The organism is Gordonia liuliyuniae, assembly GCF_021738805.1.
Classification (GTDB): Bacteria; Actinomycetota; Actinomycetes; order Mycobacteriales; family Mycobacteriaceae; genus Gordonia; species Gordonia liuliyuniae.
Map to the genome: position 1 here is coordinate 276782 of NZ_JAKKOR010000011.1, position 23739 is coordinate 300520.

Consider the following 23739-nt stretch of genomic DNA (forward strand, 5'->3'; position numbering starts at 1 on the left):
CGATGATCCTCGGATTCAAGTCTCGTCGCCCGTCACGCTTCATGTCCGGAATGTACTGGGTTGAATATGCCGGTTAGTACCGCGTATCCACGAATGTGGATAACCGACGACATTGGCGACGATTCTCCACAGTTCTGGCGTCTGGAAGACTGATCGTCATGGATCGATCGGACCCGCAGGCACAACCGTTGATCCGGCGCGCCCGATTGTGGATCGGCGCCGACACGACCGGCGGCGTGCTGTTGATGATCGCCGCCGTCCTGGCCCTCGTATGGGCCAACTCGCCGTGGCGCGACATCTACCACGACCTGCTGTCGTTCGATGTCGGACCTGAAGCGTTGCAGCTGCATCTGTCGCTCGCGCACTGGGCCGCCGACGGACTCCTCGCGGTGTTCTTCTTCGTCGTCGGCGTCGAACTGAAGCAGGAGTTCGTCGCAGGGGATCTTCGAAATCCCCGGAGCGCGGGCGTGCCGATTGCCGCGGCGGTCGGCGGGATGGTGGTGCCCGCGCTCATCTTCGTCGCGATCGTCGGCGGTCTGGAACCCGAGGCCCTGCGCGGGTGGGCCACCCCGACCGCCACCGACATCGCGTTCGCGCTCGGGGTCCTCGCGTTGTTCGGGCGGGGGCTGCCGTCGGCTCTACGGGTGTTCCTGATGACGTTGGCCGTCGTCGACGACCTGCTCGGCATCCTCGTGATCGCCACTGTGTACACCGACAGCATCGACGCCGTGATGCTCGGTGTGGGCGTCGTGTGCATCGCAGTGTTCGCAGTGTGCGTGCGGGCGACTCGGTCGCACTGGTGGATTCTGTTGCCGCTCGCGGTCATCGCGTGGGGCTTCGTCCATGCGTCCGGTGTGCACTCGACCGTCGCCGGCGTGGTGCTCGGATTCACCGTTCCGGCCGTCGCGAGGGCAGGTGAGCGCGAGCCTCGGACGGAACGGTTCGCCGCCGCTGTCACGCCGTACTCGACGGCGATCTGTCTGCCCCTGTTCGCGTTCGCGTCCGCGGGGGTCACGGTGATCGGATCCGGCCACATCGTCCAGCCGGTCAGCGTCGGAGTCTTCGCCGGTCTGGTGGTCGGCAAGGTCGTCGGCGTGATGGGGACGGTCTGGTGCGTGACCCGTTTGACGCCGTTGCGACTACCCGACGCGATCGGGCTGCGCGACCTGCTGCCGGTCGGACTCCTCACGGGTATCGGTTTCACCGTCGCGCTGCTGATCGCGGAACTGTCGTTCGCGCCCGACTCCGGTCTGTCACCCGATCACGAGCCGGCGGCGAAGGTCGGCATCCTCGTCGGTTCCCTGACCGCGGCCGTGCTCGGCGCGATCATGCTCCGATGGGACGCGCGACGCGCCCGCTCCTCCGACGAGAACCGTGACGGTGTCCCTGACCAGGACACTCGCGTCATCTGACGCTGCACGCGGGTCGTGTCGAACACGGCAACTGGCACTCGGAATGACTGAGTGCCAATAGCTGTTTACAATGGGGAATCTGACGACCGGAGGTTTCCCGTGCCCACCTATAGTTATTCGTGCACCGTGTGCGACAACAAGTTCGACATCGTGCAGTCGTTCTCGGACGACTCACTGACCGTGTGCCCCGAATGCGGCGGCAAGCTCCGTAAGCTTTTCAACTCGGTCGGTGTCGTGTTCAAGGGCAGCGGCTTCTACCGCACGGACTCGCGCTCGAACGGCTCGGTGCCCGCGTCGTCGGCGTCGTCGGACTCCTCGAGCACCAGCACCTCGTCGTCGAGTTCTTCGTCGGACTCGGGTTCGTCCAGCGCGGCCAGCGCCTGAGGGCTGCAGGTCAGACGCCCACGGCGGTGAAACCGCTGCCGGGGGTCAGCACCCAGTCGACCGGCACATCGTGCTCGCTCTGCTCGATACCGTCGTCGAGGAACTCTGCGTCGTTCACCACGGCGACGACGGGGGCGTCGATCGTCGCGAGCGTCCGATCGTAATAGCCAGCCCCGCGCCCGAGGCGCGCGCCGCTGCGGTCCGCGCCGAGAGCAGGCACCAGGATGAGTCGCGCCCGGTGGATCGCATCGGGACGCAGGGGCGGACCGGTCGGCTCCAGGAGACCCCAGCGGCGCGCCTCGAGCGCCATCTCCCCGCGGTACTCGCCCCACTGCAGACGAGCCGGATCGCCGGGCGGAACCACTGGCAGGAGCACGGTGAACCCGCGGTCGACGAGAACGTCGAGGATCGCGGTGCTGCCGGGTTCGGAGCCCGACGCGACGTATGCCGCGACGATCGCGCCGTCGGCGATGTCGACGGGCAGGCGGTACATCCATTCGGCCAGTTCGGCGTTGACCTGTGCCAGCACGAACGGAGACATAGACGTGCGCGCGTCGAGGACGGCGCGACGCAATTCGCTCTTTGACTGTGAGGGTGTCGTCTCGGCGGCCATAGCGGTCCTTTCAGGCGGTACGAACCCAGTGCCGACGATCCTGCCAGAGTTCGACCGTAGACTGATCGCCATGTCTGACCACGCGACCAGTCCGAGCAGCGGCGCCGCGCCGTGCATCCCGCGCACCGCGGTGGTGCCTGCAGCGGGTCTCGGGACGAGATTCCTGCCTGCGACGAAGACCGTCCCGAAAGAGTTGCTTCCCGTCGTCGACACCCCCGGGATCGAGTTGGTGGCCGAAGAAGCGAAGTCGGCGGGCGCCGAACGGCTACTCATCGTCACCTCGCCCGGCAAGGACGGGGTCGTCGCGCACTTCGTCGAGGACCTCGTCCTCGAGCACACGCTCGCCTCGCGCGGCAAGGAAGCGATGCTCGCGAAGGTACGCAATGCGCCGTCGTTGCTCGAAGTCGCCTCGGTGGTGCAAGACAAGCCGCTGGGCCTCGGCCACGCGATCGGCTGCGTCGAGTCGGAGCTGGCCGACGACGAAGACGCCGTCGCCGTCCTGCTGCCCGACGACCTCGTGCTGCCCGGAGGGGTGCTCGGCGCGATGGCGGCCACCCGTGAACGACACGGCGGAAGCGTCCTGTGCGCGATCGAGGTCCCCGGCGAGACGATCAGCGCTTACGGCGTGTTCGACGTAGCCGACGCAGACCCGGCGTCGCCGGACGTCAAACGCGTGCGCGGCATGGTCGAGAAGCCGCCCGCGCACCTCGCGCCGTCGAACCTCGCCGCCGCAGGCCGGTACATCCTCGACCGCAAGATCTTCGACGCGCTGCGTCAGATCGAGCCCGGCGCGGGCGGCGAGCTGCAGATCACCGACGCGATCGCGCTGCTCATCGAACAGGGCGAGCCGGTGCACGTCGTGGTCCACTCCGGCACCCGCCATGACCTTGGGAACCCCGGCGGCTATCTGAAGGCCGCCGTCGACTTCGCACTCGACCGCGACGACTACGGTCCGGAGTTGCGTCGCTGGCTCGTCGAACGGTTGGGTGCGACTGAGCACGCCTGAGCAGCCGCTGAGCCGACCCGGATTCCGCGCGCCTGTCCGGCAGGAGCGAAGCGGACCTCTATCCTGGGAAACCTGAGTCCACGAGTAGGAGAGACGATGCGATCGGTCGAGGATCATCTGAGCCTCGTGACTGCGTCAGTGGTGGCACCCCGACCGATCCAGGTCGCAATCTCCGAAGCGCAGGGTCTGATGTGCGCCGAGGAAGTCGTCACTACTGACCCGCTGCCCGGATTCGACCAGGCCGCGATCGACGGATACGCCGTGCGCGCCGTCGACGTCGCGCACGCCGGAGGGCAGGCGCCCGACGACACCTCGGTGCTCGACGACGAGCCGGTGGATGTGTCCGTCCTCGCCGACACAGACCGACTCGTCGTGCACCTGCCCGTCGTCGGCGAGGTGACACCGGGAGCCAGGACACCGACCCGGCTACAGCCCGGCCAGGCCGTCCGGGTCGAGACGGGCGCGCCGCTTCCGACGCTCTCCGACGCCGTCGTGCCGCTTCGATGGACCGACGGCGGCGACGATCGCGTGATGATCGGGCACGACGTGGAGAGCGGCGACTATGTGCGGCGCATCGGCGACGATGTCCAACCCGGCGACGTCGCGGTCCGTGCGGGCACCGTCATCGGCTCCGCTCAGGTCGGACTGTTGGCGGCAGTGGGACGGGCGCGAGTGCTCGTGCACCCGCGGCCGCGCGTCGCGGTGATCGCCGTCGGAAACGAACTGGTCGACATCGACCGAGATCCCGGGCCCGGCCAGGTGTTCGACGTCAACACGTACGCGTTGGCCGCCGCCGCGCGCGACGCTGGAGCAGAAGTGCACCGTGTCGGGATCGCTGAACGCGACACCGACCGGCTCCGCGAAGTGGTCGAGGCCCAGTTGATCCGGTCGGAGATCGTCGTGATCTGCGGCGCCGTCGGTGGCGCCGCGTCCCGCATGATCTCCGAATCCGTCGTCGATCTCGGCGACCTCGAAGTGGGGCGCGTCGGCATGCACCCCGGCTCGGTACAAGGCTTCGGCCGTCTCGGCCGCGACGAGATCCCGACGTTCCTGCTGCCCGCGAACCCGGTCAGCGCGCTCGTCACGTTCGAAGTGATGGTCCGGCCGCTCATCCGGATCGCACTCGGTAAACGTCAACCGATGCGACGCACGGTGACCGCCCGCTCGATCGGACCGATCGCCTCCGTGGAGGGGCGGCGCGGCTATCTGCGGGGACAGTTGATGCGCGACGAACGATCCGGCGACTATCTCGTGCAAGTGATCGGGGAGTCCGAGAGCGGGGCGTCGCACCTGCTCGCCGAACTCGCTGAGGCGAACTGCCTGATCGTGGTGCCCGAAGACGTCGAAGACGTCCACACCGGCGATCGCGTCGAAGTCGCGTTCCTGTCAGAGCGCGGCTGATCGGTGTTCGGTTGGCTCGTCGACTCGTCGACCTCCCCCGGATGGCCGGCGACGGTCGGCCCGGTCCGGGTACCCGCAGGCCTCATCACGCTGCGGCCGGTGAAACTCCGTGACGCAGCCACCTGGAGTCGGCTGCGAATACGCAACCAGAACGAGCTCCTGCCGTGGGAGCCGACCGGCTCCGGGCAGTGGGAGCGCAGGCATCAGCAGTCGATGTGGGGCCCGCTGTTCTCCGTGCTCAAACGCGAGGCCAAGCACGGCGTGATGCTGCCGTTCGTCATCGAACTCGACGGCGAATACGTCGGACAGTTGACGGTCGGCAACATCCAGCGCGGCGCGGTGTGCAGTGCGTGGATCGGCTACTGGGTGGATCGGGACCACACCGGTCAGGGGGTCGCCGCGGCGTCGGTCGCGCTCGGCGTCGACCACTGCTTCGGCCCTGTCGGGCTGCACCGGCTGGAGGCGACCGTCCAACCCGAGAACAGCGCATCGCAGGCCGTCCTCCGCCGTGTCGGATTCCGGGAAGAGGGCCTGCTCAAACGCTATATGGATGTGAATGCGCGGTGGCGCGACCACCTGCTGTTCGGGCTCACGGTGGAGGAGGTCGACGGCGCCGCGGTGGACGCTTTGATCCGTGCCGGGCGCGCGTCGGCGCCGTGAGCGCGCAGGGGAACCTGTGAGTTCGATATATGCGCGGCGCGCCTGACCGATCGAAAGGCCCTGCCTCCCTAGGGTGTTTGATTGGAGACTCGTCACTCGACTCGGAGAAGGGAGGCACCCGACATGCCTAATTCAGTGCTCTGGGTGTTCCTGATCGTGGTCTGGCTGTTCGTCCTGGTGCCGATGGTGCTGCGCGGGCGACCGGCCGCGCGCACATCGACCAAGGCCGCCGCACAGACGCGTGTCGTCCATCGAGGCGGCAGTCGCAGTGCTGCATCCCGCCGTGCGGCGGCGCACGCGAGGTCCGAACGTGCGGCGAACACCGCCAAGCGTCTGGCCGAGCGTCGCGCTGCCGAAGCGCAGGCAACCAAGGCCGCAGTGGCCGAAGCCGACGAGATCGAAGCTGACGAGATCGAAGCCGACGAATCGATTGATGCTGTATCGATTGATGCTGTATCGATTGATGCCGTATCGATTGACGAGACCATCGTCGACGTCGAGACCGTGGAATCTGCGACGGAGACGGAATCGGAGACGGGGACGGCTGAGGCTGCGGAGACCGATTCTGCGACCCCAGATTCTGTAACCCCAGATTCTGTAACCCCAGATTCTGTGACCACCGAGTCAGAGATCGTCGAGATCGACGCCGAGATCGTCGAGGACGAGTCGCGACCTTCGCCCGCAACGCTGCGCGCCCACGCCGAGAGTCCCGCCGAGGTCACCGATGTGCTCGACATCGTCGACGTCGAAGTGGTCGACCTCGACGAGGCGCAGGCCGCCCGCGTCGATCCGCTCGTCACCGACGAGGAGACGGACGAACTCGACGGTGAGTTCGACGAGGGAGAGTTCGAAGAGGACGAGTTCGACGACGAGTACGACGAGTTGGACGAGGACGATCTCACCGACGAGCGTGACGACGCCGACGAGGCCTTCGACATCCTCGATGAGGAGTCCGACGACGCCGACGACGAGAGCGATGTCGAGGAGGCGTCGTCGGTACCCGAGCCGACACCGCGCGAGCTCCGCGGCCGCGGAGGTCTTGCCCCCGGCCACGTTCAGGCGCGCGAGGAGGCCACCTACCGGGAGCGCCGACGCATCCTGGCCTCGCTCTCGCTGCTGACCCTCGCCGCCGTCGTGTCCGCGTTCTTCGTGCAGCCGCTCGGATACGTGGCGGTCGGTGTGATGGTGGTCGTGTTCGCCGCCTACCTGACGTTCCTGCGGCGCGCAGTCCGGGCGGAGCACCAACGACACGCACAGCGGGTGGCCCGGCAGCGTCGCCGCCAGGCCGAAGATGCGAGGGTTCGCCGCGAGCAGGCCGAGCCGTTGTACGTCGCCCCGCCCGCGCGTCTGCGTCGACCGGGCGGCGCGATCGTCCTGGAGATCGACGATGAGGACCCGGCGTTCGATCATCTACCCACCTACGACTTCGGCGAGGCACACCGCTACGACTCGACATTCGACGACGGGGCCTTCGACGACAGCGGATTCGACGACAGGGGATTCGACGGCTCTGCCCACCGCGCAGCCGTCTGATCTGGGATCGTGGAGCCATGAGTGGATCAGACGAGTGGTACTACCAGATCTCGACCGGCGAAGTGACTCGCGGCAAGGTCGCGAACGTCTTCGACCGGATGGGACCATACCCGGACGAGGCGACCGCCCGGAATGCACTGGCTATCGCTGCGGCGCGTAATGCCGCGGCCGACGATCAAGACGACTCCGAGAACGACTGACACCGTACCCTGGACGTCATGACTTTGAGCGACGCCCAACTGGTCGACGTCGTGGACCGGACGGTTGGCGCTGTCGACGGTGTCCTGAGACTGTTGGCCGACACCGATCCGCTGCATCTCAAACAGCGCGGCGAGCGGGACTGCCGTGTATCTGGTGTCGGGTCGTGGGCGCTCGACGCCGCGCACTGGCCGGGCACCGACTCGTGGGACGGTCTCGACGTCGACGACCGTGCGGCCTGGTGGGTGAACCGGGTCGGCGCGCTGACGACGGCGGCGGCCGCCTTCCCCGGCGTGTTCGGCGTGTGGTCGAGGATGCTGCCGTTGGGCGCGTGGCTCGGCTATGCCGGTCAGGCGCTCGTCCTACGCGCCGTGGCGCGCGAACACGGAGCCACCTCGCGCGCGGTGGGCGTGGTCATGCTCGCCGACATCCTCTTCGACCGCGACGTGTCCGAGACCGTGGTGGGAGTCGATGACGAGAAGCCACACGCCGGTGATGACGCCGAGGGTGGACTCGTCGAGCAGACGTGGGGGATCGGGACGACGATCTACGAGCTGTCGAAGTCATTGGACTCTCGTCCGTCGATGCCGCGGGCCATCGGGTGGGGGACATGGATTCCGTTCCTCGGAGGGCCTCTCACCTACATCGGCGAACGCATCGCGCTGCACCGAGCGGTCGGGCAGGCGACGGCATGGATTGACGCGCACCCCGGTGTCGTGACACGCGCGTCCAGCTAGGTGCACTCGGCACCGGGCAGTCCGTCGAGTCCTGAGTTGTTCGCACCGATAAAGCTGCCGTCGGCGCCCGCGCTGCGCGGCACGGGGCGGGGCGGAGCTGTCCTTCAATGCGTACGGTGACACCGCTCAGGGCGAGCGTGGGTCTATAGCCGGTCGCATGGCCTGAGCGGTGTAGGTCTGCGTACCGGTAGACGAACGGACCGTTCCGAAAGCTGAATCAGTGCAGCTTGTTCCGGCGCAATCGCTTGACGACGATGGGTGAGTAGGCGAACGCGGCGGGATCGTCGGCGAGTCGGTTGAGCTTCCTGAAGTAGTCGGTCACGGACAGCCCGAGCTCGGTGCGGACCGCTGCGGCGTGGGCGTCGGCGGTGCGGTAATGCCGCTTCGAGAGGTCGATGATCGCCCGGTCCTCGTCGGACAGCCGGGCGTCGGAAGGCTTCTCTTCGTCACCCTGGGGCGGCGTCGCGGAGGAGTTCATGTCCGATCGTCGACTCCTCCGCTGCGTGCGCGCCGTGAAATGAAATGAGGCCAGGTCAGGGGATGCTCCGCTGACCTGGCCTTCGTATGTGGAGCTAGGGAGAATCGAACTCCCGACCTACTCGATGCGAACGAGTCGCGCTACCAACTGCGCCATAGCCCCGGGTGTCACCGAAGTGAACCGCTGTCCACTATAACAGCGACGTAGAGTAGCGGTGATGCCCGGGTCGCGTCCGCTGCGACCCGGGCATCACTGTGCCACTTTTACGCGGGACCCTTATGCGCCGAAGCCGAAGGTCAGTGCGATCGACAGGAAGTCGCCACCGAAGACGGTGAAGTCGTTGAAGAACTGAGTGAGGGCCGGGAAGTCCACGGTTGGCCTTTCGTTGGGATGAGTCGCATCGGTTGATGCACGAAGATCGTTACATAAGGTTTGCCTAACTTCCGACTGTCTGGGTGTACCTCACATAGTTCGTAAACGAGTGGTACCCATCACGAGGGCGAGATCGACGGTCGGTGACCTCGTCGTATGCGCACCACCGAATGCGCTGTGAGATAGCTCGGCGTTCGCTCGAAATTTCGTGTTCACCTGCAGTCACCTACCCGCAACCATGTTCGCGACGGCGAGATCTCGACCAGTCGTTGAGATTTAGTGAGGGGAGATTCAGCAGGAGTGGAGAATCCGACGCATCGCTTCCGCCTCGGCCTTGGTCACCCAGAGTTGGTAGCGAGCCTTCACCTCGATCTGCCGCGAGACGTAGGTACAGCGGTACGCCTTGTTCGGTGGTAGCCACGTCGCGGCGTCGCCGTCGCGCTTACGCATAACCGCGTGGGTTCGCAGGATCTGCGACTACGCTGGCTGGGAACTCGCACCGATATTGAACACTGTAGCCAAAAATGTACGCGGGTTCCGAGGGGTGGACGCTCCTGGTGGGGGATGTCGGGTTCAGTCCCAGGTGGCAGCCGAGCGAGCGTGTCCGGTTGCCGATGCGCGCTCGATGCGGGATATGCCTCGTGAACATGATCTGACGGCATACGAGTGCATCCGGCCAGGTATGTTGCCACCTATGGCTAGTGACTGGGCGTTCGAAGAACTCGGGCCGCGCGCATTTGAGCAGCTCGCAGTCGCGCTGGCCGCAAAACTACTCGGTCCACACATTGAAGTGTTCGGATCCGGGAAGGATGGTGGCCGCGAAGCCACGTATACCGGCACCATCGTGTGGACAGAGGACACCGGCTCGATACCCACCGATCGACGCTGGACCGGTTACACCGTGGTACAGGCGAAACAACGCGAACGTGTTGGTCCGCCCGCGCAGGACCTCGCTTGGCTCAAAAGCCAGATCGGCGCTGAGTTCAACGATTGGGCCTCCGGTCGCCGGGCGAAACTGCCCGACAACCTGCTGTTTGTGACCAACGCTCGCTTATCGGCGGAGGACACAGTCGGCGGCATCGACCAGATCACGAGGTACATCGATACAAAGCTGAACGAGGATCGCACCAACGGTGCCGGAGAGAAAACCCGGAGCCTGCACGACCGCGGACTCCGCAACGTAAACGTATGGCACCGCGATACGTTGAACGCCCTCGTATCCGCTCACTCCGACATTCGTGACGCGTTTCCCTCTCTATTGACCGTCGGAGACCTACTCACGCGCCTCACGATGCTGAGCTCCGGGGCTCTGGACCCGCAACGGGTGTCCTCCTTTCTTGTCGACCATGCGCAGAGCACCCTGCGCCACGAGCAGTGGCTACGGTTCGATGAGGCAGGTGATACCCCCGATGCCCGTCACCAGATCGACAACGCCATCGTCGACCTGCCAGCCGAGTGCGACGGAAGCAGAATGACGTCGATGCTCACCGAGATCGTCCAGCGAGCAGACCAGGTCACCCGAAAGTCACTGTGGCATTTCGGTGCTCCTCGTCACCTCGTCATTACTGGCGCCCCCGGAAACGGAAAGAGCACGGTAGCGCAGTACATCACCCAGGTTTATCGGGCGAACTTCGTCCGCCATGAAGCGAACCAGACGACGATCATCGATCTCGTCGGACGCACTGACAGATCTCTCGAACGCATTGGAGTGGTCGGCCCAAGGAGCGTTCGATGGCCACTGAGAGTCGATCTTGCCAAGATGGCGAACGACATGGGCCCGTCTGGAGGCCCGAACATCAAGCGCTGGCTCGCCGACGCGGTTACCAAGAGCACCGAAATGTCGATCGAACCGATTACCTTGTCGAACTGGATGAAGGCTTGGCCAACGTTGTTGATCTTCGACGGATACGACGAGGTCACCATGCCGCAGCACCGCGACCGTGTCGTCGACGAGATCGGCGAACTCCTCGATTGGGCTGACGCCAACGATTCGGACCTGTTGATGGTCATCACGACCCGTAGGACTGGCTACACCGAACAGCTATTTCCTGAGCACTTCAAGCAGATCGACTTAGGCGACTTCACCATCGAAGAGGCCGTCCGCTACGCCCACCACATTACCTCGCAGCGCCTCAGTGATGACGCACCGCACCGCGAACGCGTGCTCGACCGATTTGGCCAGGCCATCAAGAATCCCGCGATCGAACGTCTGCTCAAGACTCCGCTTCAGGTGCTAATCATGACGATCATCCTTGGCGGCTCTACATCCTTGCCGACGACTCGCTACCAGCTCTTCTGGACTTACTTCGAGACTGTCTACAAACGAGAGGCGAGCAAGTTCACCGCCAACAGGACATTCTTTCGAGATCACCGCGCAGCGATCATCGAGTTGCACCAGATTGTTGGTCTCATTCTCCAGATTCGCTGCGAAACGACCGACGAGGTCGTCGCCAGAATGCCACGGGCCGAGCTCTCCGATCTCGCGGAGAAGTACATGCTCGGTGACGGACACGACAAGGACAGTGCGTCAGCATTCGCGAACAGGATCTTCGACGTTGCCACGCAGCGACTCGTCCTGCTCACCGCAGACGAGGACGACACCGTTTCATTCGACGTGCGAAGCCTGCAAGAGCTGATGGCCGGTAGTCGCTTGGTCGACCAAGATGACGAACTGACCCGCGCAAACCTCCAGCGGACTGCCCTGAGTCCGCACTGGCGAAACGCCTGGCTGTTCGGGGCCGGCAAGCTCGCTCTTGACAATAGGCACCGCCGAGACCTGCTCCTCGAGGTCGTGGAGCACTGTGACGAATCGAGCGACTGGCCGTCCTGGCTATGTCCCGCTGGGCCAGAGCTCGCCGCATACCTCCTACAAGACGGACTTGTTGCCGACCGCCCCAACGACCAGAAGCGTCTCATCCACGTCGCCCTACGCTGCTTGCAGGGCCCGCTCCTGCAAGAGCCTCGGACTGTGGCGGTCGCCTTGCAGAACACCGCCGCTAGAAACAAACTCGACAGCGCTCACATCCGAAATGAAATGTCCAGAGCACAAGCCGCGACAGGTGAGCGGAAGGCGATCGCCCAGATCCTCATGCACCACGGGCACTACGGCTCAGCTCGAATCCCTGGCTCCTACAGCGACGAAGACCTCCGGCGCGCTGTCAATATGTGGATATTTCGCCGTTCATCCGACTCCCGCGGCGTAGAGACCGTCACCGTCGCCGAACTTATCCGCCCGGCATTCGATGAGTTGTCGAGCGTCCTCGAACCGCCCGACGCACTGCTCGCCGAAGACGCGATGGCCGATTTAGCGGCGCTGAAGCTCACACGGACCCGCCGGGGCGACCTGTGGCCAGTAACTGACACACTCAACACTCAGGCCCCCGGTCTCGAGTCGGCTCTCGGTAGTGCTGCTGCTGCTGATCTTCTCAAAGCGTGTCTGGATGCACTTGATCACTCTCAAGACTGGGCTGCATCTGCCATGGTTACGCGATTAGCCGCAGCCAAGTACTCGCGACGCCCTGTCGGTCACCTCATCCCGATCATGAGTGAATAACCCCAACATGATTTCGGTGCTTTACACCTTTGGAGTGTATTGGAAGTGATCGCGCTTCCAATACGTCAATTAAATATGATCCGATGTTGCCTGTAATTGAGCTGCGGTGTTTCTGATGCCGAGGCGTGTACGTCAGCCGCTCTGAAGTGGTGAGAAACGTGAGTCCGGAGTTCTTGGTGGGGCGTACCTGGTTGTCGGTAGCGGGTATGCGAGCGCTGAGCTACTGGATGATCTGGGCGGAGTGGCGGCGTGTCGGGGTTCGGGTTACCGAATGTTGAGTTGGGTCAGGTCGGCTTTGTAGTTTATGGGTTTTACGCTTGCGGACTTTGCTCTGCCGCAGGGTGTTTTCGGGTTTCGTGGCACGTTGCGCGTGTGTTGTGCGAGTGTCTATCGCGCTCGCTGTGGCCGAAGTCGGGATCGCGATGGGTGGCGCCGGTTCCGATGTGGCGTTGCAAGCTGCCGATGTCGTCATCGTCGGCGATGATCTGAGCGCGGTACCCTCCGCTATCGCGTTCGCTCGGCGGGCACGGCGTGTTGTCGTCGCCTTATCTGTAGCCCACTTCTTGCGTATCCGACTATGTATGACGACAGGGCTAGGCGGTAGTGGGTGACACAGGCCCGCGCGATGTGTATCCGATTACCGATCGGTAAGAGCACGTCCGGGGGGACGGCGCGGGCGCGGAGCCTCTAATGTGAGGCGCATCCTCGACACCGAATCAGCCGACGCAAGCGAGGCCACCTGGCAACACTTCATCCACAGGTCTTGACCATATCTCGTCGAACAGCGTGACTGAGTTGGCCCGCATCCAGAGCCCGGCGCTGATCGAGGCAGCGGCGTGCGGTGGTGGTCATGACCGGGGCCTGAGCAATCGGTCACGACCACCGGGGCGTTCGATTCATGGGTGCCGGATATCCGGGTCGGCCCCTGGCCGCGGTCGTAAGAAGGACCCGGAATGGGCGAACAGGAGGCGCCTCCTCACAGCGTGAGAACGATTGTCGGACCGATCTTGCGCGTGGCGTGAGCGCGTTGATCGACAACGATCCCGCGGTGCCGATCCTGGACGCCTACATTGCGAAGGAAGAACTACGCTGGCTTCTGACTGGCGCTCGCAATTTCGTGGACGATCACAAGTATGCGCTCGTTCTACGCTTCTACTACTGGTGCGCTGACGCCGCCCGCCGGAGCTGACCCGCCGCGCCATCGCGATCGAGGTCTGGTGGCCCGCGACCCTTGCGTCTGTCGACACCGGGCTCACTAACGCCCGCACCGAGGGCTATACCCGGCTGGTCGCGCAAGTCAGGCGCGTCGCCCGCGAGTTCCGAAGCGCCGAGAACTTGCGCCGCCGGATACGATTCCACTGCCGTGCCCAGCTGGCCGAGGATCCATGAATTCCAGAGCAAAGGAGTGCCGCTCAACCTCGAGGAACCCACTTAGATCGCATCCGCATCAGGTTGGGGTGCCCGTGGTCTCGACCGTAGCTGGCCGGTTGCGATTGATCAGACCGTACGAACACCGATGGCACTTCCAAGGATGTAACCCATGCGCATCTCGAACGCTTCTACACTGGCTCGCCCGAACATTTTAGTCATCGCTCACGTGACGACGCGCAACACGACCGGTACGCAATGACGTGGCGTACGCCGTCGGAGACGGCACTTCAGGCGCAAACGTGGATGGCCTTTCCGATGTCCGATCGCCTGTCTGACGAGACCACCGAGGAGCGGCGTTCTGCTCGTGCTACATGGGCAGCAGTCGCGAATGCGGTCGTCGACTTCCAGCCAGTGACTGTCGTGGTCGATCCTGCGGAGCGGGGAGCCGCCGCGCGGTGTCTCTCCCGTCGGGTCACTGTGATCGAGGCGCCGCTTAACGACGCCTGGATGCGTGATATCGGTCCGACTTTCGTCCTCGATGAGGCAGGCCGACTCGGTGCGGTGGATTGGGTATTCAACGGCTGGGGTTGGACTGGCCCGCGTTCAGGTTGGGATAAGGACAATCGGATCGGGAGGTTCGTGGGACAGGCCGCGGGGGCTGAGTATATCGGTTCCCAGCTGGTCAACGAGGGTGGAGGTATCAATGTCGACGGCAATGGGACCGTCTTGCTGACAGACACCGTCCAGCTCGACTCGGGCCGCAACCCGCGACTGTCGCGGCAGCAGGTCGAGGCAGAAATGAGGCGAACAATTGGTGCGACGAATGCTGTCTGGTTGCCCTATGGTCTCGCCCGTGACTACGAGCCGGCCGGAACCCGCGGGCATGTCGACATCGTCGCGACTATCCCATCACCAGGCACTGTACTGGTGCACGATCAGCGTGATCCGTCCCATCCGGACCACGAGCGCTGCGCCCGCTTGCGTCGGGTGTTCGAGGAATCGACCGACGCCGCGGGGCGGTCCTGGAAGGTCCTCTCTGTCCCCGCCCCGAAGGTGCTCCGCGATTACGACGGGTTCGTCGATTACAGTTACATCAACCACGCAGTGGTGAACGGGGCCGTGATCGCCTGTTCTTTCGACGATCCGAACGACGCCGTCGCAGTGGAGATCCTGGGCACCATGTATCCCGGCCGGACGGTCGTTACCATCGACGCGCGGCCCCTGTTCGCCCGCGGCGGCGGCATCCACTGCATCACCCAGCAACAACCTGCCACCAGGGCGCGATCTGTGCCGAATTTCACGGGTCTTAACGTTCTCCACCCAGGCGATTGCACAAGTGACTCTGCGGCCGGCCGCTGAATCGCCTGCCAGTGTTTGAGGTGGCGGGTTTGGGGCTTGTTGGCAGGGCGATGTCGTCGTGGTCGGGGGGTATGGCTCGTGAGTCGCCTGGCACCGCCGCGTGCGGTGGTGACATTCCTAGGATCTGTCCACGCGATTGCGGCGACGTCGACCCGGTTTCCTCTGTAGCTTGATAAAAGCCTGCCCGACCTGTCACCGCAGGTCGTGGCTCCAGACAGGTACGCCTGGAGGTTCGCTCCCGGAGAAGGGCGAGTTGGCGGCAGCAAGGAAGCAGATCACGGCGCTCGGGACCGATCTGATGGCCGCGCGCACCGGGCGATCAAGTTCATCAAGGAAGCGGCGGACCCCAAAAGGCGGTACGCGGGGGTCGAGGTGATCGCCGCAGAAGGTCTGGCCGTTCAGATCGGCTGTCGTGTGCTACGCAGGTCGGAGATGGGCTTTTACAACATCCGTACGCGAGCACCTTCTGAGCGCTCGATTCGGCACGCGATGCTCACAGACATCATCACCGAGATCCACACCAAGTCCCACGACATCTACGGTGCTCGTAGGATCCACGCTGAACTCACGAACGGCCACGGGATTCTCGGCGGTCACGGTCAGGTCGAGATGTTGATGCAGCGCGCCGGGTTGCAGGGCATCATTGAACGGCGAAAGCGGCGGCAGGTCAAACCCCACACGATCGCCATTGAATCTCGTCGAGTGGGACTTCAGCGGTAGTGGCCCGGATCAAACCGTGGGTCACCGACACTACCGCGCGTCCCCGCGAGGGGAATGTGTCCTGCTGCGCCGTCCTGGACACCACTCACGGCGGGGCGTCGGCTGGTCGATCGAGGCGTCACCGACTGCAGCGCTAGTTACCAAATACACTCGGCATGGCAATCGACAGCCGCGTCGACCGCCAGGGCTTAACCTGGATCCACCGATTGCGGGCGGGTTGAGGTCGGCGCGTTAAACGGAGAATGCCTTTCTGATCAGGGAAAATAGGACTTGTCTAAGGTTCCATTTCGCCCGATAAGAGAGGCATCTCGCAGATGCAAGTTTCTCACGCCGCACGGTCCGTCGCTTGGTCATTTGATGATCCGAATCTCGTGTCGGTCTCGGGTGTGCTCCCGATCGTCCGCCTTGCCGATAAAGCCGGGCAGCGGAGTCTCGCCGATGAGTGGTTGAGCGTCCCGACGGACAAGGGTTCGAACGCCGGGTCGAAGGTCGCTTCGCTGGTAGCGGGAATGGTCGCGGGAGCAGATTCAGTCGATGACATGGCGGTGCTGCGCCACAGCGGGATGACGAAGCTCTTCACCTCGATCTACGCGCCCTCGACGTTGGGTTCGCTCTTGCGCTAGTTCACATTCGCCCATGTCCGTCAACTCGATGCCGTCGCATCTCGAATGCTGATCAACCTCGCCGGGGAGGCTGCGATCGTCCCCGCGCCCACGGACGGGCAGATGGTGTTCGTTGATGTTGACGACACGATCATCGAGGTCCACGGGCCGAAGAAGCAGGGCGCGGGGTTCGGATACTCCGGTGTTCGCGGTCTCAACGCGCTCCTGGCGAGGAGTATCGATAGAGCAGACCGCCCCGGTGATCATCGGACAACGCCTCGGCAAAGGCGCCGCCGGATCCCCACGCGGCGCCGCCCGAATCGTCGCCGACGCGCTCACAACCGTCACCCGACTGCCCGGCACGGCAGCAACACCGGTCCTACTGCGCGCGGACTCCGCGTATTACGGCCACGCGACAGTGGCCGCGGCGCTCAAGGCCGGGGCGGACGTGTCGATCACGGCCCGGCAGGATCCCGCAGTCAAACGCGCGGTCGGCTCGATCGCGGACGATGCCTGGACGAAGATCCAGTACACCGACGCGGTCTACGACCACGACACACACCTGGACCTCCGACGCGGACGTGGCTGAGGTCTCCTTCACCGCGTTCTCCTCGAAACCGAAGAAGGACCGAGTTCAGGGGCGTCTAGTCGTCAGGCACATCCCGGAGTTGAACAGGAAAAAGCTATTTCAGCCGACGCTGTTCGACACGCACCGCTTCCACGCGTTCTTCACCACCAGCACTCTCGACACGATCGCTGCCGACCAGGTCCACCGCCGACACGCGATCATCGAGCAAGTCACGCCGACCTGAAGAACTCCACCCTCGCGCACCTGCCCTCAGGGAACTTCACCGCCAACGCCGCCCGACTCGTCCTCGCCGTCATCGCCTTCAACGTCATCCGCACCGCCGGCATAATCGCCGATCAGGCCGGACCGCTGGCGCGGGCGACGACCGCAACAATTCGCCGCGCCCTCGTCACAGTCCCCGCGCGACTGGCGCGTTCCGCACGCCGCATCACCCTGCACCTCCCCGAGGCCTGGCCATGGCAGAACGCGTTCGCGCGACTATTCACGGTCACGCACGCGCCACCACCAATGGCAGCCATCTGGCCATCGCCGCCGAAGCGGCACGACCCAGGATCACGTGGACAACCGGGATGCGACGCCCGGAACTCACCCCTGCCCTCGACACATCACCCCCGACGATCACGCCCACCGAGCCAACCCCGTGCTCATCGGTGGATCGAGGCTTAACGAACACTCGGCAACCTCACCCGATCGCATATGAGTTGATCTACATAGACCACTCACTCGGCGTGAGAATCACTGAGCTGAAGTGACAACCGGACCTTCAGCGCCCCGCATCGCTGCTGGTTGTTGGCTCTTTGGATGTTGTTGCCGCCGGTTGGCCGCCGCCTCGTGCGGATCCGGGTTTGCGGCCAATCGTCAGGAGCCCAGGTCAACGACCTCGGGTCCGGGGGTCGCTTCGTAGAGGGATTCGATCTCTGCCTCATACTTCTCGGCGATGGGCCTGCGTTTGAGTTTCATGGTGGGGGTTATCTCGTCGCCACCCGGATCCCACGGCCGGGGCAGGATGCGGAACCGTTTGACCTGTTCGACGCGGGAGAGGGTGCTGTTGCCTTCTCTTATGGCATCGGTGATTAGTGCGCGCACCACCGGACTGACGGCGGCCGCTGCCGAGGAGGGGTCAGTGAGTCCGAGGGCGTCCTTGCGGGCGGCGACGACGTCGGGGTCGAGGATGATCAGGGCGGTGTTGTACGGCTGGGCGTCGCCGATCGCGACGACCTGAGCGATCAGGGAGCTGGCGGCCTTCATTGCGTTCTCGATGTTGCTGGGGGACATGTTCTTACCGGCCGCGTTGATGATCAGTTCCTTCTTGCGGTCTACGATGGTGACGAACCCATTCTCGTCGATTTCGCCGATGTCCCCGGTGTGTAGCCAGCCGTCGGTGTCGATCGCCTCGGCGGTCTTGTAGGGATCCTTGCGGTAGCCGCGCATCATCTGTGGGCCACGGTAGAGCAGTTCCCCGTCGGCAGCGAGGGCGAGCTGCGAGGGGGGCACGACCTTGCCGACGCTACCGATCTTGATCGCGCCGGGCGCGTTGCTGGTGACGGTAGCGGTGGTCTCGGACATGCCCCAGACCTCATAGATCGGAATCCCGAGACCGAAGAAGAACGCGAGGGTATCCGCGGGAATAGGTGCGGCACCGGAGATTCCCCACCGGCAACGATCGAGACCGAGGCGGCGACGGAGTTTCGCCAGGACAAGTTGGTTGGCGACCGCGTGCTGCGCGACCAGGGGGGCGGGCGGTCTGGTGCCAGCGAGGGTGTATTCGGCTGCTCTGCGTCCGACGTTAAGCCCCCATAGGTTCAGGTTCCGGGTGATCGGGTTAGGGTCGGCGGCCAGGGCCGTTTCGGTGCCGGATTTGATCTTCTGCCAAATCCGGGGCACGGCGAACCAGATCGTGGGTCGGATGTCGGGCAGCACCGCGGTGATGGTGCGCGGATCGGCGACGAGAGTGAGTTGCTGGCCGTGGATGATGCTCGCGTAATGGCTGGCGGTGCGGTCGGCGAGGTGCGCGTGCGGCAGGTAGGACGCGGTGGCATCATCGGGGCCGATCCCGAGAAGCGGTGCCAGGCAGCCGAGTTGGGCAATGATGTTGCGGTGAGTGAGTTCGACACCCTTGGGTGGACCGGTGGTGCCCGAGGTGTAGATCAGGGTAACGATGTCGCTGGCGGTGATCGCCGCCCGCGCGGCCTGGAGGTCGAAGTCCGGGGAGCCGGCGGCTTCGACGTCCTCGAGGGTCAGCGCACCGTCGGCGGGACCGTCGACGCAGATGATGTGCTGCAGCCGGGCCCCGGAAGCCTCGATGCCTGGCAGGAACGCCTTTTCAGTGATGACGACGGTGTTCTCGGCGTGCGAGAACAGGTACGCGATCTGGTCCGGTGAGCTGGTGTTGTAGATCGAGAACGGGACCGCGCCGAGGTGTATCGCGGCGGCGTCGACGAGGTTGAACTCGGGCCGGTTGGTGAGCATGATCCCGACGGTGTCGCCGCGGCGCACGCCCAGGGCGGCCAGCCCGGCGGTCAGTGCGTGTACGCGGGCGGCGTAGTCGCGCCAGGTGATGGCCAGGTGGTCACCGGGGGTGCGCAGGGCGACCGCGTCCGGCTGTAGGGCCGCGGTCCGCTCGAACGCCTCGACCAGGGTGGTGACGGTTCCCCCGTCTGGGTGTGGGCAGGTGATCTCTGCGTCGGTCATGATGTGCTGGCCTCCCGGTGCAACTTCCTTGAACGTGTGGGTCGGCGACGGGCGTCGCCTTTCGCGCAGTGCGGGTGAGGGTTTCGCGTGATGTCATCTGCGACTCCTCGCCGGTGGCGGATGCGCAACACGCGTAGTGGAACGTCTTTCACACCCGGTGTGAAAACGTATTAGGAGACTATCATTCCTATGATCGTACCGCCAGAGGTTTCGCCGAACTCCCCGACCGCCGATATCTGGAGGTCAGCGCGTAGAGGCGACGGGGGTGAAGCGGCTCGCGACGTCGATCCCGGCCAGTAGCAGAGGTACCAGTTCGGTGGTGGCGTCCTCGAAGGTCATGCCCGCGGTGGCGTGGCCGAAGTCGGGATCGGCGAACCGGGCCAGCGAGGCGTCGATGACCTCGGCGACGACGCGGGTGTTGACCTTGCGGAATGCGCCCTGGTCGATGCCGTATTCGATGATCGCCTGCACGATGGCCACGTGGTAGCGAAAGTGGTCGGTCATCAGCCGGGTGACCGCGGGGTCGCGGGCGGCGTCCTCGGTGAAGCGGACGTCAGTGCGGTAGACCTCGGACTGGCCGGCGAGCATGTACTGCTCGAGGAGTTCGCGCGGATCGGTGATCGAGTGCAGGCGCTCGGCGCCGACCCGCCCGACGCGTCGCAACCGGCGGTCGATGGCGATGAGGACGAGTTCGGTGCGGTTGGGGGCGATCTCGTAGAGGGTGCGGCGCGAGCACTGCAATCGGGAGGCGAGGTCAGCGATTGTCAGGTGCTTGAAGCCCTCGGTGATGAAGACATTGCCCATCTCGTCGAGGATCTGCGCTGCTCGGGAGGAGAGATCCTTCGGGCCGAGAGCGGGCGGGCGCAGGTGCACGGGGAGACTGAACTCGGCCATCTCGGGGTGTGCCTTCCGTCGGTACGATTGTCTACTGCATAATACCGCAACGAGGGGGTGGGCGCGGCTGTTGCCCGGTTTCGGTCACTGGCGGTGCGGATTGGCGCCGCCGTCGACGACGATGCGTTGCCCGGTGAGGTAGCCGGCCGGCGGGGAGACCAAGAACGTGACCACGTCCGCGATTTCGTCGGGTCGACACACGTGCCCGAAGGGGCTCTGGGGGTCGAGTTCGACGGCGCGGGTGGCGGTGCCGTTGCTGCGTGCGGCGATCATCCGATCGCCCATCTCGGAGGCCACCAGGCCGGGGGCGACGATGTTGACGTGGATCCCGTTGTCGGCTTCTTCCTTGGCCAGGGTGTAGGCGAGGGCTTCGAGTGCGGCCTTGCCCATGCTGTAGGGTGCCCCACCGGCTTCCATCAGGTGGGTGGCGACGCTGCTGATCATCACGATGTCTCCGCGGGGGCATTGCCGCATCGCTGGCAGGACGAATCGGGTCAGTTGGTGCGGGCCGATGGCGTGGACGCGCAGCAGCCGCTCGACTTCGTCGACGCCGGTGTCAGCGACGAGGTGGCCGCGGCTGGCGATGCCGCCGTTGTGGACCAGGATGCTGATCGGGCCGAGTTCGGTGCCGGCCTGCTCGACCATGGCCTCGGTGTCGTCGATGTTGTCGACGCGGGCGCGGGTGGCGACGGCATTGCCCCCGAGGTCGCGGATCTCCCTGACGGTGTTGAGGGCCGACTGCTCGTCGCGGGCCCAGTTGACGGCGACTGCGGCGCCGCGCCCGGCCAGGGCGAGGCTGGTTGCGCGGCCGATGCCGCGGCCGCCGCCGGTGACCAATGCGACACGGCCGGCGAGATCAGTGGAGGAGGAAGTCATACGGGGCCTTTCGGCTTGGGTGGTTGTCCGTTATGTGGGTTGCTGTGTGGGGCGCTGCTGAGTGCACGTACCCGGCAGCGCCCCACGGCGGGCTCTGACGTAGGTCAGGCGAATGTCGAGCCGGTGCTGGCTTTTTCGATGAGCAGGGCGGGCGGTGCGAAGCGGTCCCCGTACTCCTTGGCCAGGATTTCTGCACGGGCGGCGAAGGCGGCGACTCCGCCAGGGTAGCCGTTGATGTACTGCAACACCCCACCGGTCCAGGTCGGGTAGCCGATCCCGAGCAGGGAACCGACGTTGGCGTCGGCGACCGAGATGAGCACGCCTTCTTCGAGGCAGCGCACGCTTTCGAGGGCCTCGACGAACAGCAGTCGTTCCTTGATGTCCTCGAACGGAACCTCCGCATCGCCGCCGGGGACGTGATCCCGCACTCCGGGCCACAACCGGGTCCGGGTGCCGTGCTCGTCGTAGTCGAAGAAGCCGGCCCGCTGAGCGCGGCCGGGGCGCCCGAGTTCGAGCATGGCCGCGATGACCGTGTCGCCCGGGTGCGCCGCGGGTGCGCCCGTGTCCGCGGCGGCGTTCAGGGTTTCGGTGCGGATCTTGTGCATCGTCTGGAGGTTGAGTTCGTCGCTGATCTGCAGCACGCCGACCGGATACCCAGCCTCGGTGGTGGCCCGCTCGAGGCTGATCGGGTCGACACCTTCGCCGAGCATGGCCAGGCCCTCGAGCACCCGGGTGCCGATGACGCGGCTGGTGAAGAAGCCGCGGCTGTCGTTGACGACGATCGGGGTCTTCTTGATCTGCAGGGCGAGGTCGAACGCCTTCGCCAGGGTGGCGTCGCTGGTGCGGGCCCCGCTGATGATTTCCAACAGCGGCATCTTGTCGACCGGGCTGAAGAAGTGCAGCCCGATGAAGTTCTCCTGGGCGGATACGGCTTCGGCGAGGCCGGTGATCGGGAGGGTGGAGGTGTTCGAGCCCAGGACCGCCCCGTCGGCGACTACCAGTTCGAGTTCGGCGAACACGGCGGCCTTGAGGTCGGGATTCTCGAACACCGCCTCGATGACCAGATCGGCGCCGGCGCAGTCCGCGACCGTAGTGGTCGCGGTGATGCGGTCCAGCACCGCGTCCCGGGTGGCCGTATCGAGTTGGCCGCGGGTGACGGCCTTGTCCACGATCTTCGCCGAGTAGGCCTTGCCGACCTCGGCGGCCTCGAGGGTGACGTCCTTGAGGACGACCTCGAGGCCGGCGCGGGCGCAGCAGTAGGCGATCCCGGCACCCATCATCCCGGCGCCGACCACCGCCACCTTGCGCGCATTCCAGGTCGGGTGGCCGCCGGGGCGGCTGTGGCCGCCTGCCACGGTCTGCATGTCGAAGAAGGTGCCCTGGATCATGTTCTTCGCCATCTGGCTGGTGAGCAGGTCGACGAAGTAGCGGTTCTCGATCCGCAGCGCGGTGTCGACGTCGACCTGGGTGCCTTCGACGGCGGCGGCGACGATGTTGCGCGGCGCGAGGTAGGGGGCGCCGCGTAGCTGCTTGCGCAGCACCGACGGCAGGGTCTGCACGACGGCGGCGAACGACGGGTTCGCTGGGGTGCCGCCGGGGATCGCGTAACCCGGGGTGTCCCAGGGCTGGCCGGCATCGGGGTGCTGGCGGATCCAGGCCTTCGCCCGCTCGAGCAGCTGCTCGGGGTCCTCGACCAGTTCGTCGACGATGCCGACCTCGACCGCGGCGGCCGGGGCCAGGCGCTGACCCTGCAGCAGCAGCGAGTGTAAGGCCTTCTCAATCCCGAGCATCCGCACGGTGCGCACGATGCCGCCGGCGCCGGGCAGCAACCCGAGGGTGACCTCGGGCAACCCGAACCGGGCGTTGCTGCCGGCGACCGCGATGCGGTGATGGCAGGCCAGGGCGATTTCCAGGCCGCCGCCGAGCGCGGATCCGTTCAAGGCGGCCACGACCGGGCGGCCGAGGGTCTCGAGTCGGCGCAGGGTGTTCTTGGCCGCGGCCGCCTCGTCGAACAGCCGCGCGGCGTCGTCGGGGCGGGCGGCGGAAAGGTCCCGCAGGTCGCCGCCGGCGAAGAAGGTCTTCTTCGCCGAGGTGATGACCACACCGCGGATGGCGCCCTTCTCGGCCTCGATCCGGGTGACGGTATGCTGCATGGTCTTTTGGTAGAGATCGTTCATTGTGTTGGCCGACTGGCCTGGGTCGTCGAGAGTTAGCACGACGATTCCGTCGTCGCCTTTCTCCCAGCGGATCGCTGTCTGCTCACTCATATTCGTGTGGCTCTCTTCGGGTG

Annotated in this window: 19 protein-coding genes, 1 tRNA gene and 2 pseudogenes; 14 read left to right on the forward strand and 8 right to left on the reverse strand. The window is 65.2% G+C overall.

Going from position 1 to position 23739, the window contains the following annotated elements:
* Window positions 1-158: 158 nt before the first annotated feature.
* Window positions 159-1412: a Na+/H+ antiporter NhaA gene (gene nhaA, locus L5G33_RS15370; protein ID WP_236999062.1), complete on the forward strand. Its 1254-nt coding sequence runs from the start codon at window positions 159-161 to the stop codon at window positions 1410-1412.
* Between the two features lie 99 nt (window positions 1413-1511).
* Entirely contained in the window at window positions 1512-1796 is a 285-nt protein-coding gene (locus tag L5G33_RS15375) for an FmdB family zinc ribbon protein (protein ID WP_236999063.1), read from the forward strand.
* A 10-nt stretch (window positions 1797-1806) separates the two neighbouring features.
* Here L5G33_RS15375 and L5G33_RS15380 read toward each other — a convergent pair whose 3' ends face one another.
* Entirely contained in the window at window positions 1807-2409 is a 603-nt protein-coding gene (locus L5G33_RS15380; protein ID WP_236999064.1) for a 5-formyltetrahydrofolate cyclo-ligase, read from the reverse strand.
* Window positions 2410-2479: 70 nt separating this feature from the next.
* On the opposite strand from L5G33_RS15380, the gene L5G33_RS15385 reads away from it, so the two are divergent.
* The 6 genes from L5G33_RS15385 to L5G33_RS15410 all read left to right on the forward strand — a co-directional run bounded on the left by L5G33_RS15385 (window position 2480) and on the right by L5G33_RS15410 (window position 7944).
* On the forward strand, window positions 2480-3415 hold the full coding sequence (locus tag L5G33_RS15385) for a UTP--glucose-1-phosphate uridylyltransferase (RefSeq protein ID WP_236999065.1): 936 nt from the start codon (window positions 2480-2482) through the stop codon (window positions 3413-3415).
* A gap of 96 nt (window positions 3416-3511) precedes the next feature.
* Window positions 3512-4816, forward strand: a complete 1305-nt coding sequence (gene glp / locus L5G33_RS15390; RefSeq protein ID WP_236999066.1) for a molybdotransferase-like divisome protein Glp — start codon at window positions 3512-3514, stop codon at window positions 4814-4816.
* Between the two features lie 3 nt (window positions 4817-4819).
* The gene (locus L5G33_RS15395; protein WP_236999067.1) at window positions 4820-5476 is read left to right on the forward strand and encodes a GNAT family N-acetyltransferase; all 657 of its coding nucleotides are present in this window, start codon (window positions 4820-4822) and stop codon (window positions 5474-5476) included.
* A 123-nt stretch (window positions 5477-5599) separates the two neighbouring features.
* On the forward strand, window positions 5600-7009 hold the full coding sequence (locus tag L5G33_RS15400; RefSeq protein ID WP_236999068.1) for a SepX/GlpR family protein: 1410 nt from the start codon (window positions 5600-5602) through the stop codon (window positions 7007-7009).
* 17 nt (window positions 7010-7026) lie between these two features.
* Complete coding sequence (locus L5G33_RS15405) at window positions 7027-7209, forward strand: hypothetical protein (protein ID WP_236999069.1); 183 nt, start codon at window positions 7027-7029, stop codon at window positions 7207-7209.
* 18 nt (window positions 7210-7227) lie between these two features.
* Window positions 7228-7944 carry a hypothetical protein gene (locus L5G33_RS15410; RefSeq protein WP_236999070.1) on the forward strand — a complete coding sequence of 239 codons (717 nt, stop codon included), beginning with the start codon at window positions 7228-7230 and terminating at the stop codon, window positions 7942-7944.
* 217 nt (window positions 7945-8161) lie between these two features.
* On the opposite strand, the gene L5G33_RS15415 is transcribed toward L5G33_RS15410, so the two are convergent.
* The 3 genes and pseudogenes from L5G33_RS15415 to L5G33_RS15425 form a co-directional block, all read right to left on the reverse strand.
* A complete protein-coding gene (locus L5G33_RS15415; protein ID WP_236999071.1) occupies window positions 8162-8422 on the reverse strand; it encodes a DUF3263 domain-containing protein in 261 nt (86 codons plus the stop codon).
* A gap of 89 nt (window positions 8423-8511) precedes the next feature.
* Window positions 8512-8584, reverse strand: a tRNA-Ala gene (locus L5G33_RS15420).
* 501 nt (window positions 8585-9085) lie between these two features.
* Window positions 9086-9241, reverse strand: a pseudogene (locus tag L5G33_RS15425) (GmrSD restriction endonuclease domain-containing protein); the annotation flags it as partial.
* 247 nt (window positions 9242-9488) lie between these two features.
* On the opposite strand from L5G33_RS15425, the gene L5G33_RS15430 reads away from it, so the two are divergent.
* The 6 genes and pseudogenes from L5G33_RS15430 to L5G33_RS15455 form a co-directional block, all read left to right on the forward strand.
* Complete coding sequence (locus L5G33_RS15430; RefSeq protein ID WP_236999072.1) at window positions 9489-12347, forward strand: NACHT domain-containing protein; 2859 nt, start codon at window positions 9489-9491, stop codon at window positions 12345-12347.
* Between the two features lie 1018 nt (window positions 12348-13365).
* Window positions 13366-13536, forward strand: a complete 171-nt coding sequence (locus L5G33_RS15440) for a hypothetical protein (RefSeq protein WP_236999073.1) — start codon at window positions 13366-13368, stop codon at window positions 13534-13536.
* Window positions 13537-13553: 17 nt separating this feature from the next.
* Window positions 13554-13736, forward strand: a complete 183-nt coding sequence (locus tag L5G33_RS19495; RefSeq protein WP_372476924.1) for a transposase — start codon at window positions 13554-13556, stop codon at window positions 13734-13736.
* Between the two features lie 237 nt (window positions 13737-13973).
* Window positions 13974-15077 carry an agmatine deiminase family protein gene (locus L5G33_RS15445; RefSeq protein WP_236999074.1) on the forward strand — a complete coding sequence of 368 codons (1104 nt, stop codon included), beginning with the start codon at window positions 13974-13976 and terminating at the stop codon, window positions 15075-15077.
* A gap of 372 nt (window positions 15078-15449) precedes the next feature.
* Window positions 15450-15797, forward strand: a complete 348-nt coding sequence (locus L5G33_RS15450) for an IS3 family transposase (protein WP_236999075.1) — start codon at window positions 15450-15452, stop codon at window positions 15795-15797.
* 314 nt (window positions 15798-16111) lie between these two features.
* Window positions 16112-17492 (forward strand): annotated as a pseudogene (locus L5G33_RS15455) (IS1380 family transposase); the annotation flags it as partial.
* A 354-nt stretch (window positions 17493-17846) separates the two neighbouring features.
* Here the strand turns inward: L5G33_RS15455 and L5G33_RS15460 are convergent.
* The 4 genes from L5G33_RS15460 to L5G33_RS15475 all read right to left on the reverse strand — a co-directional run bounded on the left by L5G33_RS15460 (window position 17847) and on the right by L5G33_RS15475 (window position 23716).
* On the reverse strand, window positions 17847-19679 hold the full coding sequence (locus L5G33_RS15460; protein WP_236999076.1) for an AMP-dependent synthetase/ligase: 1833 nt from the start codon (window positions 19677-19679) through the stop codon (window positions 17847-17849).
* A gap of 243 nt (window positions 19680-19922) precedes the next feature.
* Complete coding sequence (locus L5G33_RS15465) at window positions 19923-20573, reverse strand: TetR/AcrR family transcriptional regulator (RefSeq protein ID WP_236999077.1); 651 nt, start codon at window positions 20571-20573, stop codon at window positions 19923-19925.
* Between the two features lie 84 nt (window positions 20574-20657).
* A complete protein-coding gene (locus tag L5G33_RS15470) occupies window positions 20658-21449 on the reverse strand; it encodes an SDR family NAD(P)-dependent oxidoreductase (RefSeq protein ID WP_236999078.1) in 792 nt (263 codons plus the stop codon).
* A gap of 104 nt (window positions 21450-21553) precedes the next feature.
* Window positions 21554-23716: a 3-hydroxyacyl-CoA dehydrogenase NAD-binding domain-containing protein gene (locus L5G33_RS15475; protein WP_236999079.1), complete on the reverse strand. Its 2163-nt coding sequence runs from the start codon at window positions 23714-23716 to the stop codon at window positions 21554-21556.
* Between the last annotated feature and the right edge of the window lie 23 nt (window positions 23717-23739).

What these genes read in the sequence shown, in the direction of transcription:
- L5G33_RS15470 (WP_236999078.1), bottom strand. Translation starts at nt 21,449, where the DNA reads ATGACTTCCTCCTCCACTGATCTCGCCGGCCGTGTCGCATTGGTCACC.
- L5G33_RS15405 (WP_236999069.1), top strand. Translation starts at nt 7,027, where the DNA reads ATGAGTGGATCAGACGAGTGGTACTACCAGATCTCGACCGGCGAAGTG.
- nhaA (WP_236999062.1), top strand. Translation starts at nt 159, where the DNA reads ATGGATCGATCGGACCCGCAGGCACAACCGTTGATCCGGCGCGCCCGA.
- L5G33_RS15385 (WP_236999065.1), top strand. Translation starts at nt 2,480, where the DNA reads ATGTCTGACCACGCGACCAGTCCGAGCAGCGGCGCCGCGCCGTGCATC.
- glp (WP_236999066.1), top strand. Translation starts at nt 3,512, where the DNA reads ATGCGATCGGTCGAGGATCATCTGAGCCTCGTGACTGCGTCAGTGGTG.
- L5G33_RS15415 (WP_236999071.1), bottom strand. Translation starts at nt 8,422, where the DNA reads ATGAACTCCTCCGCGACGCCGCCCCAGGGTGACGAAGAGAAGCCTTCC.
- L5G33_RS15465 (WP_236999077.1), bottom strand. Translation starts at nt 20,573, where the DNA reads ATGGCCGAGTTCAGTCTCCCCGTGCACCTGCGCCCGCCCGCTCTCGGC.
- L5G33_RS15445 (WP_236999074.1), top strand. Translation starts at nt 13,974, where the DNA reads ATGACGTGGCGTACGCCGTCGGAGACGGCACTTCAGGCGCAAACGTGG.
- L5G33_RS15400 (WP_236999068.1), top strand. Translation starts at nt 5,600, where the DNA reads ATGCCTAATTCAGTGCTCTGGGTGTTCCTGATCGTGGTCTGGCTGTTC.
- L5G33_RS15380 (WP_236999064.1), bottom strand. Translation starts at nt 2,409, where the DNA reads ATGGCCGCCGAGACGACACCCTCACAGTCAAAGAGCGAATTGCGTCGC.
- L5G33_RS15430 (WP_236999072.1), top strand. Translation starts at nt 9,489, where the DNA reads ATGGCTAGTGACTGGGCGTTCGAAGAACTCGGGCCGCGCGCATTTGAG.
- L5G33_RS15410 (WP_236999070.1), top strand. Translation starts at nt 7,228, where the DNA reads ATGACTTTGAGCGACGCCCAACTGGTCGACGTCGTGGACCGGACGGTT.
- L5G33_RS15460 (WP_236999076.1), bottom strand. Translation starts at nt 19,679, where the DNA reads ATGACCGACGCAGAGATCACCTGCCCACACCCAGACGGGGGAACCGTC.
- L5G33_RS15475 (WP_236999079.1), bottom strand. Translation starts at nt 23,716, where the DNA reads ATGAGTGAGCAGACAGCGATCCGCTGGGAGAAAGGCGACGACGGAATC.